We start from the raw sequence: 18,048 nt of genomic DNA, 5'->3' as shown, positions 1-18,048 counted from the left end.
GATCATTCCTGGCCAGTCGACGGCTACTGACGGGGTAGGCGATGCGTGAGTCGGTACAGGCAGAGGTCATGATGAGTTTTCTCGTCTCGGAGGAGCTCTCGTTCCGCATTCCGGTGGAGCTGTGTTACGAGACCTGCGATCCCTATGCCGTACGGCTGACCTTCCACTTGCCCGGTGATGCGCCCGTGACCTGGGCCTTCGGACGCGAGCTGCTGGTCGACGGGGTAGGGCGGCCGTGTGGTGACGGCGACGTGCACATCGCGCCGGCCGAGCCGGACACCTTCGGCGATGTGCTGATCCGGCTCCAGGTGGGCGCCGATCGGGCACTGTTCCGATCGGGTGCCGTGCCGCTCGTGGCGTTTCTCGACCGCACGGACAAGCTGGTGCCGCTCGGGCAGGAGGGCTCCCTCGCCGACTTCGACGCGCATCTGGACGAGGCGCTGGACCGGATCCTGGCGGAGGAGCAGAGCGCCGGCTGAGGCTCTCTGCGGCGCTGTAACGGTTCCTCGCGGGTGCTGTGCGTACCCGGAGGCGCCGCGGCGTTTGAGGCGCTGTAACGGTTCCTCAGGCGTGATGAGCGGGCGCGTCGACCGGACGGTGAGGTCGGCAGCGGCAGATGGACTTGGCGTGTCCGCCCGGCTGCCTCCACGGTCCGGGGCGGAACACCGTTGTGGCGGACCGGCGTTCCAGGCCGACCGCGGTTCCAGGCGGATCACCGCTCCAGTGGATCACCGCCTCCTGCGGCGTCCCCTTCCCCCGCGTGCCGGGGCCACTTCCGCGGCCGTCGCCGTCTGCGGACGGTCGGCCGAGACCATGAGGGCGGCCAGGGCGGTGGTGACCGGCACCGAGGCCACCAGCCCGATCGATCCCACGAGCGTCCGCACGATCTCCTCGGCGACCAACTCGCTGTTGGCGACCGTCACCACACCGCTCTGCGCGATCGAGAAGAGCAGCAGCAGGGGCAACGCGGCACCCGCGTACGCCAGAACGAGAGTGTTCACGACCGATGCGATGTGGTCGCGTCCGATGCGAATGCCCGCGCGGTAGAGGCCGCGCCACCCCACCGAGGGGTTCGCCTCGTGGAGCTCCCAGACCGCCGACGTCTGGGTCACCGTCACATCGTCGAGAACGCCCAGCGAACCGATGATGACGCCGGCGAGCAGCAGACCGCTCATGTCGATGTGCGGGTACAGGCCATGGATCAGACCGGTGTTGTCGTCCGTGTTCCCGGTTAGCGCGGCCCAGTCGATGAACTCCGAGCCCAGCAGACCGATCAGCGACAGCGAGATGAGGGTGCCGAGCACCGCCACCGAGGTGCGGGCCGAAAGACCGTGGCACATGTAGAGGGCGATCAGCATGATGGCGCTCGATCCGACCACGGCCACGAGCAGCGGATTCGAGCCTTGCAGAATCGCCGGCAGGATGAAGAGACTCAGCACCAGGAAACTCACGGCCAGCGCGACGAGCGCCATGACGCCGCGCAACCGTCCCACGACCACCACGGCGACCGCGAAGATGCCGGCGAGCAGGGCCATGGGGAGCTTGCGGTTCACATCGGTGACCGAGTACTGCAGGTCCTTGGGCGCGGAGGGCTCATAGGCGACCACGACCTTCTCGCCCTGGTGCAACTGCCGGGACTGGTCGGGCTGGACGATCTCCGTGAACGTACGGCCCTTGTCGTTGCCGGTGTCGACGCGGATCGTCGCCTTCTTGCAGGTACCGCCCGCCTCTTGCTGTGCCGAGGAACCCTCGGCGGTGGAGGTGTCGCCGGTCGGGGTCTCGCCCGAGGCGTTCACGGACTTGCAGTCCACCGCTACGACCGTGGTGACCGTCGCCTGCTGCGTCTGCCGGTCGAAGCCGACACCGGTCCGCTTGTGGTCCGGTACACCCCCGGGCCACAGCACCACGAGACCGACCACGACCGCCGCGGTGAAGGGAATGAGGATCGCCGCGATGACTCTGCGCAGATGGCGCGAGACGGGGGCGGCTGGTCCGTGGCTGTGGGAGTGGCCGTGCCCGCCGCCGGACCCGTTGCCGTCCCCGGACGCGCCTCCACGGTCGCCTCCGTACCCTTCCCCGGGCCCGTGACCGCCTCCATGGCCATGGTCGTGCCGGTCGCCCGGACCGCGTCCGCGGGGCGGCTCGGAGGGCGGATAGGGGGGCGGGTGCTGCATCGAGGTCACCGACCGATCATTGCAAGATGGCTCGAGGCCTACTGTGCAGGCCGCGGAATTAGACGCTAGCGTGAGAGGACCTTTGCACACACGGGAGCTCGGAGCACCGGGCTGAGAGGGCGCTGACCTCCGTGGACGCGATGTTTCACGTGGAACATCGTCGGGCGGAAACCGCTGCGTCGACCGCTGAACCTGTTACCGGGTAATGCCGGCGTAGGGAGTAGGTCTCATGACCAACAAGGATGCGCACACCCCTGCCTCCGATCAGCAGCACATGTCCTCGGAGGCAGGAAAGTCCATCGGATGGCACAAGGCGTTCGTCGAGGGTTCGCGCCCCGATCTGCGGGTGCCGGTCCGTCAGGTGCATCTCACCAACGGGCAGTCGGTCACGCTGTACGACACCTCCGGCCCGTACACCGATCCGCTTGTGGAGACGGACGTCCGCAGGGGTCTGACACCACTGCGAGAGAACTGGATCGTCGCTCGTGGGGACACCGAGGAGTACGAGGGGCGGCCCGTCCGTCCCGAGGACGACGGAATCAAGCACACATCGCCGCGTGGGGGCCTGCGCAACCTCGACGCGGTCTTCCCGGGCCGACCGCGCCAACCGCGCCGGGGTCGTACCGGCGAGGCGGTCACACAGCTCGCCTATGCGCAGCGGGGCGAGATCACCCCCGAGATGGAGTTCGTGGCGATCCGGGAGAACATGGCGCCGGAGGTCGTACGAGAGGAGATCGCGGCGGGTCGCGCGGTTCTCCCCGCTAACGTCAATCACCCGGAGACCGAGCCGATGATCATCGGCAAGCGGTTCCTGGTGAAGGTGAACGCCAACATCGGCAACTCGGCGGTGACGTCCTCCATCGAGGAGGAGGTCGAGAAGATGACCTGGGCGACCCGTTGGGGCGCCGACACGGTCATGGATCTGTCCACCGGCCGCAACATCCACACCACGCGCGAGTGGGTGCTGCGCAACTCCCCCGTGCCGATCGGCACGGTGCCGCTGTACCAGGCCCTTGAGAAGGTCGACGGGAAGGCCGAGGAGCTGACCTGGGAGATCTACAAGGACACGGTCATCGAGCAGGCCGAACAAGGCGTGGACTACATGACGGTGCACGCGGGGGTACGACTGCCGTATGTGCCGCTGACCGCGAACCGGAAGACCGGAATCGTCTCCCGAGGCGGTTCGATCATGGCGGCATGGTGCCTCGCGCACCACAAGGAGTCGTTTCTCTACGAGAACTTCGAGGAACTCTGCGAGGTCCTCGCGGCGTACGACGTCACCTACTCGTTGGGCGACGGACTGCGACCGGGTTCGATCGCCGACGCCAACGACGAGGCGCAGTTCGCGGAGTTGCGCACCCTCGGGGAACTCAACCGGATCGCCCGGCGCTTCCACGTGCAGACCATGATCGAGGGCCCGGGGCATGTCCCGATGCACAAGATCAAAGAGAACATCGATCTGCAGCAGGAGGTCTGCGACGAGGCCCCGTTCTACACGCTGGGGCCCCTGACGACGGACATCGCGCCCGCGTACGACCACATCACCTCCGGTATCGGTGCGGCGATGATCGCCTGGTGGGGCACGGCCATGCTCTGCTACGTCACGCCCAAGGAGCATCTGGGTCTGCCCAACCGTGACGACGTCAAGACCGGTGTCATCACCTACAAGATCGCCGCCCATGCGGCCGATCTCGCCAAGGGGCATCCGGGCGCCCGGACATGGGACGACGCGCTGTCCGACGCGCGTTTCGAGTTCCGCTGGGAGGACCAGTTCAATCTGGCCCTCGATCCGGACACGGCCCGCGCCTTCCACGACGAGACCCTCCCGGCGGAACCGGCCAAGACGGCCCACTTCTGCTCGATGTGCGGACCGAAGTTCTGCTCGATGAAGATCAGCCAGAGCATCACGGAGCGGTTCGGCGGCACCGCGTCCGCGGGAGCCTCCGCCGAGGAGATCGCCGAGGGGATGCTCCAGAAGTCGAAGGAGTTCGCGGAGAGCGGGAACCGGGTGTATCTGCCGATCGCGGACTGATGTTTCCGGCCGGTGCTCGTGGTCGTCGGTTGATCACGGGCACCGCCCGTCGCGCCGGCGCGCCCGCTGCTCCCGAGGCCCCCCTACGGCCGCCGGGCGTCTCGCACCTCGCGAAGCCTCAGCGAGCATTCCGCAGAAGTCCGAGGAGTTCGGGGTGAGCGGGAACTGCCCGTTCGAGGCGAACTCCTCTACTCTCTGCCACGCGATCACGTGCCGGACGGAGGGGGTGGGTCGTGGTCTCCAAGGATCTCGTCGAGGTGACGTCGCTCGAGCAGTTGGGCGCGCTGCTCGGAGAACCGACGCCGGCGGCGGCGGACAAGGTGCGGAGCCGTCTGCACGAGCTCGACAAGCAGTGGTTGGCCGCGTCGCCGTTCTGCCTGGTGTCGACCTCCTCCGCCGACGGCAGTTGCGACACCTCGCCGAAGGGCGATCCCGCCGGTTTCACGCTGGTTGTCGACGACACGACGATCGTCATACCCGACAGGCCCGGCAACCGGCGCGGCGACGGGTTCCGCAACATACTGACCAATCCGCAGGTCGGGTTGCTGTACCTGGTGCCCGGCCGCAGTGACACCCTGCGCATCAACGGACGGGCGCGCATCCTCCAGGACGCCCCGTTCTTCGAGCAGATGGTCGTGAAGGGGAATCGCCCGAAGCTGGCGCTGCTGATCGAGGTCGACGAGGTCTTCTACCACTGCCCGAAGGCCGTGTTGCGGGCCGGGCTCTGGAAGGCTGACAGCTGGAACCCGGACGCGGCCCCGCCGCGCTCCCTGGTCGCCAAGACCCTGGAGCACCGTCCGGAAAGCCTGGAGGAACTCGGACGGCACTACGGCCCGCAGTACGGGCAGCGGCTGTACGGCTGATCTCCGTCACCGGTTCGGTGACACGGCCACCGGAACCCGGTGAGCGCCGCCCGAAGCAGATTCCCGGCGGCGCTCGTCGGCAGTGGACTCTCCGGTGCTCTGCACGGTCTCCAGGGGTTTCCACGGGTCTCGGCGAGACGATGGCTCCTCCCCGGCCGTCGAAGCGGCGCGAGCCCGTGGACGCCGTGCCGGGGTCCTAGACCCGGGACACCGGCACCCGGCGGCACCCTCGGTGCCGTCGGCGCCGGTGGCACCGGCACGGTCGGCCGGCACCGCCTCACTCCGGTCGGTGGTCCGGCCCGCCGAAGTCCGGACTGGTGAAGTCCGGGCTGGTGAAACTGGGCCGCGATCCCGCGGAGGCGCCGCTGTCGGGGCTGCTGAACCCCGGCCGGTCGTACCCGAGGTGCGGGATGCGGCTGGGGGTCGTTTCCGGAGTCTTCCGGTTCATCGCGGCCGTACCCGGGTCGGCGAGCGCCTCGCGGAGGAACGGCAGGATTCCGCGCTCCAGCAGGGCCTCTCGCCAGGATTCCCTGGCCCGGCTCACCTCTAGGGCCAACTCGCCCTGCGGGCCTGGTTCGTCCTCGGTGGAGCTGTTGCGCAGGGCGGTGATCAGCAGCCCTATCGCGGCGATCAGGATCGTCGCAGCCGTCATCGCGCCGAAGACCCACCCGGTGGTCAGGAGGGTACGGGCGAAGGCCTGGTCGGGATCGACCATCTTGAGGATGTAGCCGACGAGCAGGAAGATCACCGCCGCGGCACCGGCGAGGAAGGGAGCGAGCACCGCGACGACGGCACCTGCGCCGGCGCTCGCTGCGGCCTCTCCCATGGTGGCGGCAAGCCCCAGGCCGTCCATCTCCTGTTCCAGGGAGCGGGAGGTGCTGTCGTGGACGGGCGGGGTGGACTGCGCCGGCCGGCGCAGTTCCTCGCGGACCTTCACGTAGTGGTGGTACTCGGCCGCTGCCGCCGCCGTGATGAGAGCGGTGGCGTTCAGCGCCATGGTGCGCAGTTGTTCGGGGTTGAGCCGCTGTCCCACAGCGGCCAGTTCCGGGCGGTGTGGTGCGGAGCGCAGCGCCTCATCGAGGATCCGCTCGTAATCCTGGCGGTCCTCGCTCAGCAGGTGCTGCGGAACGCTGTTCATGTGCATCCCCCGATGCTCCGTAGGGCTTGTGGCTCGGCATGCTGACGAGCCGTCGGGCAGAAACGGAGGGGAGCCTGCTACGGATAAGCCGATGGTAGAGCGGCGACGGCACCCGGTGACAGGGGGTTTCAGGAAATTGCACGCCCGACCGCGCGGTCCGCGGCGGTACTGTGCCGGGGTCACGTGCCTCGTGAACTTCTAGCGCTCCAAGGGGAGTTGCTGGACGAGCAGCTTCCCGGCCATGGTCACACCGCCGTCCATCGCGATCGCCAGCCCGTCCGCGTACACGTGCGGGCCCTCGACCACCGGTCCGGTGCTGTCCTCGCCCTCCTCCGAGCCGACCTGGCCCAGCAGGTAGGGAATGGGGCTGTGGCCATGGACGACGCGCCTGCCGCCGTACATCTCCAGCAGGGATCGCGCGGCGTCGGCACCGCCCTCGTCGCGGAAGGAGAAGCGCTTGGTGAACTTTCGGAACAGGTCCCACACCTCGTCCGCGTCGTTGCGGGTGAGCGTCTCGCGGATGGTGTCGTTGACCGCTTCGATCGAGTCGCCGTAGTCGAGGTACGCGGTCGTGTCCGAGTGGACCAGAAGATGTCCGTCGACCTCCTCCACCGCGTCCAGACGGGCCATCCACTGGAGGTGGTGATCCTGCAGACGGTCCATGTCCGTCTTCTGGCCGCCGTTGAGCAGCCAGGCCGCCTGGAAGGTGGCCGTTCCCGCGCCGGAGCTGACGGGGGTGTCGCCGAACCGCTTTGCGCCGAGGAGGAGCAGCTCGTGGTTGCCCATGAGCGCCTTGCAGTAGCCACCTGCCGCGGCGGCCTCGGCCGACAGCCGCATCACGAGATCGATGACGCCGATGCCGTCGGGACCACGGTCGGTGAAGTCCCCCAGGAACCACAGCCGCGCCGTGCCGGCGGACCAGTTGCCGGCGGCGTCGATGAGGCCCTTGTCCTGGAGGGCCGCCACGAGCTGGTCGAGGAAGCCGTGGACGTCCCCGACCACGAACAGCGGCCCCGGTCCCTCGCCGGGCTGCTGGGCCGGGACGGACGCGGGGTCGACGGTGGTCTGAAGGGTGTCGCCGCGGTTGACGACGGGGAGGTCACGCTCGGTGGGCGTGTAGTCGGCGGAGTACCCGTCGGGATAGGCCGCCGGCGGTGCGGCGGTCGGGGCGACCTGGCCGGGGGGCATGTTCTGGGCGTACGGACCGGTCTCGTGGACGTACCCGGGCACCCGGAAGTCACGCACCGTCCCCGCCTGTTCCGCCTCGGGTCCCTGACCGGCCCCCTGAGTCATCGACCCCTCCACCATTGCGCCGCATCTGCACCGCTTCGGACTGCCTGGTCGCAGCGGCCCGCGGTGTCGTGGGCCCATCATAGGAATGCGGATCGCGCCATGTGATGACCCAGGGGTGGTGAATCGGGGTAGGGCCCCGGATCCCCGAGGCTTTCGCCCTAAATGGGCGGGGCTTTCCCCTGTCGACGTCCGGCCTTTCGGCCGCCCGCGGGCCATCCGTGCGTCGCCCGCGGGTCACCGGCGGCTACCCCTGCTCGGGCGACCGGGGCGGACTGACGGTCGTACGCGGCGGGCGTCGCTCGGACGACGTACGAACGATCAGTTCCGTCGGTATCACCTGCTCGACGGGCCGCTCCGACTGCACCCCCTCGATGGCGTCGATGAGGAGCTGGACCACCGCCGTGCCGATCCGGCGGGGCTTCAGCGAGAGCGTCGTGACCGGAGGCTCGGTGTTGGCGTACACGGCGGACTCGCTGCAGCACACGAGCAGCAGATCGTCGGGTACGCGCAGTCCGTACCGGCGGGCGGCCGCCAGCAGGTCGGTGCCGTTCGGGTCGAAGAGCCCGTAGACCGCGTCGGGACGGTCGGGACGGGCCAGCAGACGGTCGGCGGCGACGGCGCCCGCGCACGGGTCGTGGGCCGGATAGGCCTCGTAGACGGGGTCCTGCCCGACGCGCTCGCACCAGTTCAGGTACGCGGTCGTGGACAGGTGGGTGTAGGTGTCCGTGGTGGTGCCGGTCAGCAGTCCGATCCGGCGGGCACCCGCCTCCGCCAGGTGGTCGAGGATGCCCAGGACCGCTGCCTCGTGGTCGTTGTCGACCCAGGCCGTGACCGGGAGCGAACCGGCCGGGCGGCCGTCGGAGACGACCGGTAAGCCCTGCCGGACCAGCTCGCTGACCACCGGGTCCTGGTCCGACGGGTCGATGACGACCGTGCCGTCCAGGGCGACGTTCGACCACACGTCGTGGCGCGAGGTCGCCGGCAGGATCACCAGCGCGTAGCCCCGGGCGAGCGCGGCCGAGGTGGCGGCTCTGGCCATCTCCGCGAAGTACGCGAACTCGGTGAAGGTGAAAGGTTCATCCCCGTACGTCGTCACGGTCAGGCCGATGAGGCCCGACTTGCCGGTACGGAGGGTGCGGGCCGCGGCCGAGGGGCGATACCCCAGCCGGTCGGCGACCTCGCGAACGTGGCGTCGGGTGGCGTCCGGCAGCCGGCCCTTGCCGTTGAGGGCGTCGGAGACGGTCGTGATGGAGACCCCGGCGGCGGCGGCCACATCTCTGATGCCTGCCCGTCCCTGTCGGCTTCCTTGGCGGGAGGTCTCCGCCCGGCTCACCTGGTGCTTCCCTGCTGCTGTCATGGCGAGCCGATAGTAGGGCTCATGCGGTGGGGTAGTGCGGACGCATATGCACCCGTTGACAGGCACGTTTCTGCATGGTCAATTTCCGTCAAATGCCTTGGAAGCCAAGAGACTTGAACGATCCAGCATCAGTACATGACTTGTCGGCACGTATGGGCCTGCCAAGGTCGCCATATTTCGAAGAGGTCTCAACTCACCTTCACGAGGGATGCGCGCCAGGGCGTGAGCCACGGGCGCGCGCGAAAGTCGGTGACGCGCCCCCCGGACCCACACGCCTTCGGACGGTGATGCGCCCCGGTTCGTACGCTGATGCGCCGCCGTTTTCGCCGGGACGGGAACGCAGGCGCACACGGTTGTCCACAGCCCATGCGCAGCAGCGCCGAATCCTCATAAGGTGAGAAGCATTGGACGCCGGTGGCGGGCCACGGGCGGTGGTGTGCGCGAGGAGGACTGCGGTGAGCGAGACGAGCCCGAGGCTGCGTGCCGTGCTGGAGGACATCCCCACCTACAAGCCCGGGAAGCCTGCCGAGACGGGCGGTCCGACGGGCTACAAGCTGTCCTCGAACGAGAATCCCTACCCCCCGCTTCCGGGCGTGCTGGAGAGCGTGACCGCGGCGGCCTGTTCCTTCAACCGCTACCCGGACATGGCGTGCACGGGCCTGATGGACGAGTTGTCGGAGCGCTTCGGGGTGCCCCGGGCCCACCTCGCGACCGGGACGGGCTCGGTCGGGGTCGCCCAGCAGCTGCTGCAGGCGACGAGCGGCCCGGGTGACGAGGTGATCTACGCCTGGCGCTCCTTCGAGGCGTACCCGATCATCACGCGGATCAGTGGTGCGACCCCGGTGCAGGTGCCGCTCACCCCGGGCGACGTCCACGACCTGGACGCGATGGCGGACGCGATCACCGACCGCACCCGGCTGATCTTCGTCTGCAATCCCAACAACCCGACCGGCACGGTGGTGCGCAGGGAGGAGCTGGAGCGCTTCCTGGACCGGGTGCCCGACGATGTGCTGGTGGTGCTCGACGAGGCCTACCGGGAGTTCATCCGCGATGTCAGGGTGCCGGACGGTGTCGAGCTGTACCGCCGGCGGCCGAACGTCTGCGTGCTGCGCACCTTCTCCAAGGCCTACGGCCTCGCGGGGCTGCGCGTCGGCTTCGCGATCGCCCATGAGCCGGTGGCCGCGGCGCTGCGCAAGACGGCGGTACCGTTCGGTGTGAGCCAGCTGGCACAGGAGGCGGCGATCGCCTCGCTGCGGGCGGAGGACGAACTACTGGGCCGCGTCGGCTCGTTGGTGGGCGAGCGCACCCGGGTCGTGGACGCCCTGCGCGCCCAGGGCTGGACGGTGCCCGAGACGCAGGCGAACTTCGTGTGGCTGCGGCTGGGGGAGCGGACCATGGACTTCGCGGCCGTCTGCGAGCAGGCCGGCGTGGTCGTGCGGCCCTTCCCGGGTGAAGGGGTGCGCGTGACGATCGGCGAGGCCGAGGGGAACGACATCTTCATGAAGGTCGCGGAGGGCTACCCCAAGGAGGGTTAGCGGTCTCCGTGCAGGCGTGCACCGGCGTGCCCCCCCCGTCCCCGTGGCGGTGGGGGCACGCCGAGTGCGTTCGGGCCCGCCGGTCTCAGGGGCCGGCGGAAGCGGCCGGATCGCGCCATGGGCCGGCCGGTCCCGGCCCGGGTCCGATGGTCCGTCGGCTTGAGGGACCCCCCACCCATCCGGACTCGAACCCCTATGCGCCATAATTGCTTGTGAATGTGAACGCGTTCACAAACGCGTCCCGATTGATCCAGTGATGTCTGGGACGAAAGGGGCGAGCCGCCGCTTGTGACCACGGCGACGTAAGGAGAACACGGCGTGGACATGGCTTTGGCACCGGAGACTCTGGCGCGATGGCAGTTCGGTATCACCACCGTCTACCACTTCCTGTTCGTTCCGCTGACGATCTCGCTGGCCGCGCTGACGGCCGGTCTGCAGACAGCCTGGGTGCGGTCGGAGAAGGAGAAGTACCTCCGGGCCACGAAGTTCTGGGGCAAGCTTTTCTTGATCAACATTGCGATGGGTGTCGTCACCGGCATCGTCCAGGAGTTCCAGTTCGGCATGAACTGGTCCGCCTACTCGCGCTTCGTCGGTGACATCTTCGGTGCCCCGCTCGCCTTCGAGGCACTCATCGCCTTCTTCTTCGAGTCCACCTTCATCGGTCTGTGGATCTTCGGCTGGGACAAGCTGCCGAAGAAGATCCACCTCGCCTGCATATGGATGGTGTCCATCGGCACGATCCTGTCGGCGTACTTCATCCTCGCCGCCAACTCCTGGATGCAGCACCCGGTCGGCTACCGGATCAACAAGGAGAAGGGCCGCGCCGAACTCACCGACTTCTGGCAGGTCCTGACGCAGAACACCACGCTCACCCAGGTCTTCCACACCCTGTCCGCGGCCTTCCTCACGGGCGGCGCGTTCATGGTCGGCATCGCCTCCTACCACCTGCTGCGCAAGAAGCACATCCCCGTGATGAAGAGCTCGCTGCGGCTCGGTCTGGTCACCGTCGTCATCGCCGGCCTGCTGACTGCGGTCAGCGGTGACCTCCTCGGCAAGGTCATGTTCAAGCAGCAGCCGATGAAGATGGCCGCCGCCGAGGCCCTGTGGGACGGCGAGAGCCCCGCACCTTTCTCGATCTTCGCCTACGGAGACGTCAGCAAGGGGCACAACAGCGTCGAGCTGTCCGTCCCGGGCGTTCTGTCCTTCCTGGCCAACGACGACTTCAGCTCCTACGTCCCCGGCATCAACGACACCAACAGGGCAGAGCAGCAGAAGTACGGCCCCGGCGACTACCGTCCGATCATCCCCGTCACCTTCTGGGGATTCCGCTGGATGATCGGCTTCGGTATGGCGTCCTTCACCATCGGGCTCGCCGGGCTCTGGCTCACCCGCAAGAAGTTCCTGCTCCCCGCCCATCTGCGCGGGGGGGAGGACGAGGTGCCGCATCTGGTCCTCCTCCGGAAGAAGCCGCTCGGCCCGAGGCTCACCACGTGGTACTGGCGCATAGCCGTCCTGACCCTGGGCTTCCCGCTCATCGCCAACTCCTGGGGCTGGATATTCACCGAGATGGGTCGCCAGCCGTGGGTCGTCTACGGCGTGCTGCGCACCCGTGACGCGGTCTCCCCCGGTGTGTCCCAGGGCGAGGTCCTCACGTCCATGACGGTGTTCACCCTGCTGTACGCGATTCTCGCGGTCATCGAGGTCAAGCTGCTCGTCAAGTACGTCAAGGCGGGACCGCCGGAGCTCAGCGAGTCCGATCTCCATCCGCCCACAAGGATCGGCGGCGACTCCACGGACGCCGACAAGCCGATGGCCTTCTCGTACTAGGCCGAGGGAGCGCTCAGATCATGCAACTTCACGACGTCTGGTTCGTCCTCATAGCGGTTCTCTGGATCGGCTACTTCTTCCTGGAGGGCTTCGACTTCGGGGTCGGCATCCTCACCAAGCTGCTGGCCCGCAACCGGCCGGAGCGGCGGGTGCTGATCAACACGATCGGGCCCGTCTGGGACGGCAACGAGGTGTGGCTGCTCACCGCGGGCGGCGCGACCTTCGCCGCGTTCCCCGAGTGGTACGCCACGCTCTTCTCCGGGTTCTATCTGCCGTTGCTGGTCATCCTGGTCTGCCTGATCGTGCGCGGTGTCGCCTTCGAGTACCGGGCCAAGCGGCCCGAGGAGAGCTGGCAGCGCAACTGGGAGACCGCGATCTTCTGGACCTCGCTGATCCCCGCATTCCTGTGGGGTGTGGCCTTCGCCAACATCGTGCGGGGCGTCAAGATCGACCGGAACTTCGAGTACGTGGGCGGCGTCGGGGATCTGCTGAACCCCTTCGCGCTCCTCGGCGGTCTGGTGACGCTGACTCTGTTCACCTTCCATGGCACGGTGTTCACGGCGCTCAAGACCGTCGGGGACATCCGGGAACGGGCCCGGAGGCTGGCCCGCTGGGTCGGTCTGCTGACGGCCGTCCTGGTCCTGCTCTTCCTCGTCTGGGCACAGATCGACCAGGGCGACGGCAAGAGTCTGATCGCGCTGATCGTGGCGGTGGCCGCGCTGGTCGTGGCCCTTGTGGCGAACCAGGCCGGGCGTGAGGGGTGGGCGTTCGCGCTCTCCGGCGTCACCGTCGTGGCCGCGGTCGCGATGCTCTTCCTGACGCTGTTTCCGAACGTCATGCCGTCCACGCTCGACGCGGACTGGAGCCTGACGGTGAGCAACGCCTCGTCGAGCCCCTACACCCTGAAGATCATGACGTGGTGCGCCGGTATCGCCACGCCGCTCGTCCTGCTCTACCAGGGATGGACGTACTGGGTGTTCCGCAAGCGCATCGGCACGCAGCACATCGCCGACGCCGCAGGAGTCACACACTGAGTTCTGGTCAGGACGGGCGTTTCCCGTGAAACGCCCGTCCCCCGTCCGGAAAGGCATGTTTCACGTGAAACCGATCGATCCGCGGCTTCTCCGCTACGCGCGGGCCACCCGGCTCTTCCTTGTGGCGGTCGTCGGGCTGGGCGCCGTCGGAGCTGCACTGGTGATCGCCCAGGCCATGCTGATCTCCGAGGTGGTGGTCGGCGCCTTCCAGCACCACCACTCGGCCGCCGAACTGCGCACACCCCTGCTGCTCCTGGTTGCGGTCGCGGCCGGCCGGGCCGCGGTCTCCTGGCTCACCGAACTCGCCGCCCACCGGGCGAGCGCGGCCGTGAAGTCCGAGCTGCGCCGACGGCTGCTGGAGCGGGCCGGAGCACTCGGCCCCGGGTGGCTCGCCGGTCAGCGGACCGGATCGCTGGTCGCTCTGGCCACCCGAGGTGTCGACGCCCTCGACGACTACTTCTCCCGCTATCTGCCGCAGTTGGGTCTGGCGGTCGTCGTGCCGGTGGCGGTGCTCGCACGGATCGTCACCGAGGACTGGGTTTCGGCGGCGATCATCGTCGCGACGCTGCCGCTCATCCCGCTCTTCATGATGCTGATCGGCTGGGCCACCCAGTCGCAGATGGACCGGCAGTGGCGGCTGCTGTCCCGGCTGTCCGGGCATTTCCTCGACGTGGTCGCCGGGCTGCCGACGCTCAAGGTGTTCGGCAGGGCCAAGGCGCAGGCGGAGTCCATCAAGCGGATCACCGGTGAGTACCGGCAGGCGACGATGCGGACACTGCGGATCGCGTTCCTGTCGTCCTTCGCGCTGGAACTGCTCGCCACGATCTCGGTCGCGCTCGTCGCGGTGACCATCGGCATGCGGCTCGTTCACGGCGACATGGATCTGTACATCGGGCTCGTCATCCTCGTCCTCGCGCCGGAGGCGTATCTGCCGCTGCGACAGGTGGGCGCGCAGTACCACGCGGCGGCGGAGGGCCTGTCCGCGGCGGAGGAGATCTTCGCGGTGCTGGAGACCCCCGTGCCCGCCCGCGGGACCCGGAGGCTTCCGGAGGGGGAGATCACCTTCGAGGGCGTGAGCGTGCGGTACCCCGGACGGTCCTCCGATGCCGTGTCGGCGGTGTCCTTGTCGGTCGGGGCAGGTGAGACGGTCGCCCTTGTCGGACCGAGCGGCGCCGGCAAGACCACGCTGCTGAACGTACTGCTCGGATTCGTCGAGCCCGGCCAGGGGCGGGTATGCGTCGGAGGAGCCGACCTCGCCACCGCCGACCTCGACGAGTGGCGCTCGCGGATCGCATGGGTGCCGCAGCGACCGCATCTGTACGCGGGCACCGTCACCGAGAACGTACGGCTGGCCCGGCCGGACGCGGACGACGCCGCGGTACGGAGTGCGCTGGCCGATGCCGGGGCGCTGGAGTTCGTCGACGCCCTGCCCGCCGGTGCCGACACGGTGCTGGGCGAGGACGGTGCCGGACTGTCCGCGGGGCAGCGGCAACGGCTCGCACTGGCGCGGGCGTTCCTCGCCGACCGGCCGGTGCTGCTGCTCGACGAGCCGACGGCGTCGCTGGACGGAGCGACCGAGGCGGACATCGTGGAGGCGGTACGCAGGCTGGCAGTCGGCCGTACGGTGCTGCTCGTCGTGCACCGGCCGGCGCTGCTCGCGTTGGCGGACCGGTTGGTGCGGCTCGATGCACAGGAGCACGCCCGCACGAGCGGTCCCACGCGCGCCGGAGCCGTACCGTCACCCCGCCAGGGGACACCGCCGGGAGTAGCGGCACACGACGAGCGGGCGCCCGTCACCGCCCCGTTGCGGCGCGCCGGCCTGTTCGCCCGTGTCCAGGCCATGGCCGGCCCCCGGCGCGGACGGCTCACCCTTGCGCTGCTGTTCGGCAGCCTCGCACCGGCGAGCGCCGTCGGGCTGATGGCCACGTCGGGCTGGCTCATTTCGCGAGCCTCCCAGCAGCCCCCCGTGCTCTATCTGATGGTCGCCGTGACGGCGACCCGGGCGTTCGGCATCGGACGAGCGGTGTTCCGGTACGCGGAGCGGCTTGTGTCGCACGACGCGGTGCTGCGGATGCTGGCCGACACCCGGGTGGCCGTCTACCGCCGACTGGAACGACTCGCCCCGGCCGGACTGCGGACGACCCGCCGCGGCGATCTGCTGACGCGCCTCGTCGCCGATGTGGACACGCTGTCGGACTACTGGCTGCGCTGGCTGCTGCCCGTGGGCGCAGCACTCGTCGTGTCGGCCGGCTCCGTCGGCTTCACCGCCTGGCTGCTGCCCGAGGCCGGTGCCGCCCTGGCGGTCGGGCTGCTGGCGGCCGGTGTCGGCGTACCCCTGCTGACTGGCGCCGTGGCACACCGTGCGGAACGGAGACTGGCACCCGCCCGTGGCGAGTTGGCGACCTGGGTGACGGACCTGCTCACCGGGACCGCCGAATTGACGGTCGCGGGTGCGCTGCCCGAGCGGACGGCCGGGACACGGCGGGCGGACGGAGTCCTCACCCGCATCGCCTCCCGCGCCGCCACCGCCACCGCGCTCGGTGACGGGCTCACCGCGCTCGTCAGCGGGCTGACCGTTGCGGCCGCCGCCCTCGTCGGCGCCCGCGCCGTGGCCGACGGCCGGCTCGGCGGGGTGGCGATGGCCGTCGTGGTGCTGACCCCGCTGGCCGCGTTCGAGGCGGTGACGGGGTTGCCGCTCGCCGTGCAGTACCGGCAGCGGGTGCGCAGGAGCGCGGAGCGCGTGTACGAGGTGCTGGACGCCCAGGAGCCGGTGCATGAACCGGACCTGCCGCGGCAGGCGCCCCCGTCAGCCTTCCCGCTCGTCCTGGCGGGGCTGACCGCCCGTCACGACGGACAGGGCCGGGACGCCCTCGGCGGATTCGACCTCACCCTGGAACAGGGCCGCAGGATCGCCGTGGTGGGCCCGTCGGGCGCGGGAAAGACGACACTCGCGCAGGTTCTGCTGCGGTTCCTCGATGCGGACGGCGGCTCCTACACGCTGGGTGGCACCGATGCGTACGCCCTCGAGGGGGACGATGTGCGACGCATGGTCGGGCTGTGCGCGCAGGACGCGCATCTCTTCGACAGTTCCGTGCGGGAGAACCTGCTGCTCGCGCGGAGGAACGCGGATGAGGCGGAGCTGCGCGACGCGCTCGCGCGGGCCCGTCTGCTCGACTGGGCGGACGGACTCCCCGACGGCCTCGGCACTTTGGTCGGCGAGCACGGCGCCCGCCTTTCCGGCGGTCAGCGGCAGCGGCTCGCCCTGGCCCGGGCGCTGCTCGCCGACTTCCCCGTCCTGGTCCTGGACGAGCCCGCGGAACACCTCGACCTGCCGACGGCGGACGCGCTCACGGCGGATCTACTGGCCGCCACGGAGGGCCGTACGACGCTGCTGATCACTCATCGGCTGGCCGGTCTCGAGGCGGTCGACGAGGTGATCGTGCTCGCGGAGGGCCATGTGGTCCAGCGCGGCCCCTACGCCGAACTCGTCGCGACGGACGGACCGTTGCGGGAGATGCTGGAACGGGAGGCCCGCGGCGACCTCTTGGGCGACCGGGCGGTGCGGGCCGTGCCGGCGGTTCGGGAACTCGCCGAAGTCCAGTAGGCGGCATGTGGCGGACGGAGCAGTGGCCGACCCTCCCACGAGGGAAGCCACTGGGCCATATGTGGTCGTCCCGTCCCCCGTGCGTAGGACGTCGACAGGACCGCGGCCGCGACACGGGTCACGATCATTGACATGCGATCATCTCACTGTTGTCCCCTGGTTGTTTCCCTGCTGCTGGGCACCGTCGCGGTGTTCCCGGGACGGCCCGCCGCGGCCGCCGACGGGGCGTCGGGTCTCGACGCGGCCGCCGGCGCCAGCGTCCTGGTGGCGCGGCTCAACGACGACGCCGCCGTGGTGGCGCGGCAGTACGAGAAGGTGCGCCGCGAGTCCGAGACGCAGCGTTCCATAGCCAGTAGGGACGAGAAGCTCCTCGTCCGTGCGCGCACGGTGATGACGGCCCTGCACAAGGACCTCGGACGAATAGCCCGCGCGCAGTACCGCCAGAGCGGAGGGGTGTCCTACACCTCGCTGCTCCCGGACAGCACCCGCGAACTGATGCAGACTCATGACGTGCTCGCCCGTGTGGACCTCGCGGTCGCATACGCGGTGGCCAGAAGCCGTCAGGCGGAGACCCGCCTCACCAGAGAACGGACACGCGCCTCGGCACGATGGCGGGCGCTCCAGAAGCAGTACGGGGTCCTGGCCACCCGGAACCGGACCCTTCAGACGAAGCTGGACGTGGCGCGCGCGGTGTTGCAGCGCCAGGCCGACGCCGCCGCGGCCACGAGGACCTGCCGGGGCGCCGTCCATCTCCAGCAGCCGCGGCGGAGATTCGGGCACCCATGGGTGACACCGGTGGAGGGGTACCGGCTGTCCGCGGGCTTCGGCAGCGGAGGCAGCCACTGGGCGCGCGGGCACACCGGCCAGGACTTCGCGGTGCCCATCGGGTCGCCGGTGCGGGCCGTGGGGGCCGGGCAGGTGGTGCGCGTGACGTGCGGGGGCGCGTTCGGCATGGAGGTCGTGATCAAGCATGCGGGCGGCTTCTGCACGCAGTACGCCCATCTCGCCGCCGTCACCGTCGGCCAGGGTGACCGGGTGAAGGCCGGGCAGTGGATCGCCCAGTCGGGAACGACGGGCAACTCGACCGGTCCCCATCTGCACTTCGAGGTCCGGTCCACACCCGAGTTCGGGTCGGGCGTCAACCCGGTGCCCTGGCTGGCGGCCCGGGGGGTGAAGGTGTGATGTGCCTCG

General features: G+C 69.4%; 12 protein-coding genes and 1 riboswitch. Of the genes, 8 read left to right on the top strand and 4 right to left on the bottom strand.

Annotated elements, in window-relative coordinates:
- Positions 1-41 precede the first annotated feature (41 nt).
- Positions 42-479, top strand: a complete 438-nt coding sequence (locus ADL25_RS10390; protein WP_059127372.1) for an SsgA family sporulation/cell division regulator — start codon at positions 42-44, stop codon at positions 477-479.
- A 249-nt stretch (positions 480-728) separates the two neighbouring features.
- Here ADL25_RS10390 and ADL25_RS10385 read toward each other — a convergent pair whose 3' ends face one another.
- Positions 729-2,174 (bottom strand): YibE/F family protein, encoded by a 1,446-nt coding sequence (locus ADL25_RS10385; RefSeq protein WP_107116568.1) that lies wholly within the window; start codon positions 2,172-2,174, stop codon positions 729-731.
- Between the two features lie 80 nt (positions 2,175-2,254).
- Positions 2,255-2,411: riboswitch (TPP riboswitch) on the top strand.
- On the opposite strand from ADL25_RS10385, the gene thiC reads away from it, so the two are divergent.
- A complete protein-coding gene (gene thiC / locus ADL25_RS10380; protein ID WP_059127370.1) occupies positions 2,404-4,206 on the top strand; it encodes a phosphomethylpyrimidine synthase ThiC in 1,803 nt (600 codons plus the stop codon). (Overlaps the previous riboswitch by 8 nt.)
- Positions 4,207-4,439: 233 nt before the next feature.
- Positions 4,440-5,069 (top strand): MSMEG_1061 family FMN-dependent PPOX-type flavoprotein, encoded by a 630-nt coding sequence (locus tag ADL25_RS10375; RefSeq protein WP_059127369.1) that lies wholly within the window; start codon positions 4,440-4,442, stop codon positions 5,067-5,069.
- Positions 5,070-5,346: 277 nt separating this feature from the next.
- Here ADL25_RS10375 and ADL25_RS10370 read toward each other — a convergent pair whose 3' ends face one another.
- From ADL25_RS10370 to ADL25_RS10360, 3 genes are all read right to left on the bottom strand, one after another.
- On the bottom strand, positions 5,347-6,213 hold the full coding sequence (locus ADL25_RS10370; RefSeq protein WP_059127368.1) for a hypothetical protein: 867 nt from the start codon (positions 6,211-6,213) through the stop codon (positions 5,347-5,349).
- 192 nt (positions 6,214-6,405) lie between these two features.
- Positions 6,406-7,500 carry a metallophosphoesterase gene (locus ADL25_RS10365; protein WP_059127367.1) on the bottom strand — a complete coding sequence of 365 codons (1,095 nt, stop codon included), beginning with the start codon at positions 7,498-7,500 and terminating at the stop codon, positions 6,406-6,408.
- A 244-nt stretch (positions 7,501-7,744) separates the two neighbouring features.
- The gene (locus tag ADL25_RS10360) at positions 7,745-8,857 is read right to left on the bottom strand and encodes a LacI family DNA-binding transcriptional regulator (protein WP_079050284.1); all 1,113 of its coding nucleotides are present in this window, start codon (positions 8,855-8,857) and stop codon (positions 7,745-7,747) included.
- A 455-nt stretch (positions 8,858-9,312) separates the two neighbouring features.
- On the opposite strand from ADL25_RS10360, the gene hisC reads away from it, so the two are divergent.
- The 5 genes from hisC (at position 9,313) to ADL25_RS10335 (ending at position 18,039) form a co-directional block, all read left to right on the top strand.
- Positions 9,313-10,392, top strand: coding sequence for a histidinol-phosphate transaminase (gene hisC / locus ADL25_RS10355; protein WP_059127365.1), 1,080 nt, complete (start codon positions 9,313-9,315; stop codon positions 10,390-10,392).
- A gap of 318 nt (positions 10,393-10,710) precedes the next feature.
- Positions 10,711-12,219, top strand: a complete 1,509-nt coding sequence (locus ADL25_RS10350) for a cytochrome ubiquinol oxidase subunit I (RefSeq protein WP_059127364.1) — start codon at positions 10,711-10,713, stop codon at positions 12,217-12,219.
- 20 nt (positions 12,220-12,239) lie between these two features.
- The gene (cydB, locus tag ADL25_RS10345; RefSeq protein ID WP_059127363.1) at positions 12,240-13,253 is read left to right on the top strand and encodes a cytochrome d ubiquinol oxidase subunit II; all 1,014 of its coding nucleotides are present in this window, start codon (positions 12,240-12,242) and stop codon (positions 13,251-13,253) included.
- Positions 13,254-13,308: 55 nt separating this feature from the next.
- Entirely contained in the window at positions 13,309-16,857 is a 3,549-nt protein-coding gene (gene cydD / locus ADL25_RS10340; protein ID WP_234380854.1) for a thiol reductant ABC exporter subunit CydD, read from the top strand.
- Between the two features lie 132 nt (positions 16,858-16,989).
- A complete protein-coding gene (locus tag ADL25_RS10335; RefSeq protein ID WP_059127362.1) occupies positions 16,990-18,039 on the top strand; it encodes a M23 family metallopeptidase in 1,050 nt (349 codons plus the stop codon).
- The last annotated feature ends 9 nt before the right edge of the window (positions 18,040-18,048 follow it).

The sequence above is a fragment of the Streptomyces sp. NRRL F-5122 genome (genome assembly GCF_001507435.1).
Lineage (GTDB): Bacteria > Actinomycetota > Actinomycetes > Streptomycetales > Streptomycetaceae > Streptomyces > Streptomyces lannensis.
This window is presented reverse-complemented; position numbering and strand designations above follow the sequence as displayed.

What these genes read in the sequence shown, in the direction of transcription:
- ADL25_RS10390 (WP_059127372.1), top strand. Translation starts at nt 42, where the DNA reads ATGCGTGAGTCGGTACAGGCAGAGGTCATGATGAGTTTTCTCGTCTCG.
- ADL25_RS10385 (WP_107116568.1), bottom strand. Translation starts at nt 2,174, where the DNA reads ATGCAGCACCCGCCCCCCTATCCGCCCTCCGAGCCGCCCCGCGGACGC.
- thiC (WP_059127370.1), top strand. Translation starts at nt 2,404, where the DNA reads ATGACCAACAAGGATGCGCACACCCCTGCCTCCGATCAGCAGCACATG.
- ADL25_RS10370 (WP_059127368.1), bottom strand. Translation starts at nt 6,213, where the DNA reads ATGCACATGAACAGCGTTCCGCAGCACCTGCTGAGCGAGGACCGCCAG.
- ADL25_RS10365 (WP_059127367.1), bottom strand. Translation starts at nt 7,500, where the DNA reads ATGACTCAGGGGGCCGGTCAGGGACCCGAGGCGGAACAGGCGGGGACG.
- ADL25_RS10360 (WP_079050284.1), bottom strand. Translation starts at nt 8,857, where the DNA reads ATGACAGCAGCAGGGAAGCACCAGGTGAGCCGGGCGGAGACCTCCCGC.
- cydB (WP_059127363.1), top strand. Translation starts at nt 12,240, where the DNA reads ATGCAACTTCACGACGTCTGGTTCGTCCTCATAGCGGTTCTCTGGATC.
- cydD (WP_234380854.1), top strand. Translation starts at nt 13,309, where the DNA reads ATGTTTCACGTGAAACCGATCGATCCGCGGCTTCTCCGCTACGCGCGG.
- ADL25_RS10335 (WP_059127362.1), top strand. Translation starts at nt 16,990, where the DNA reads ATGCGATCATCTCACTGTTGTCCCCTGGTTGTTTCCCTGCTGCTGGGC.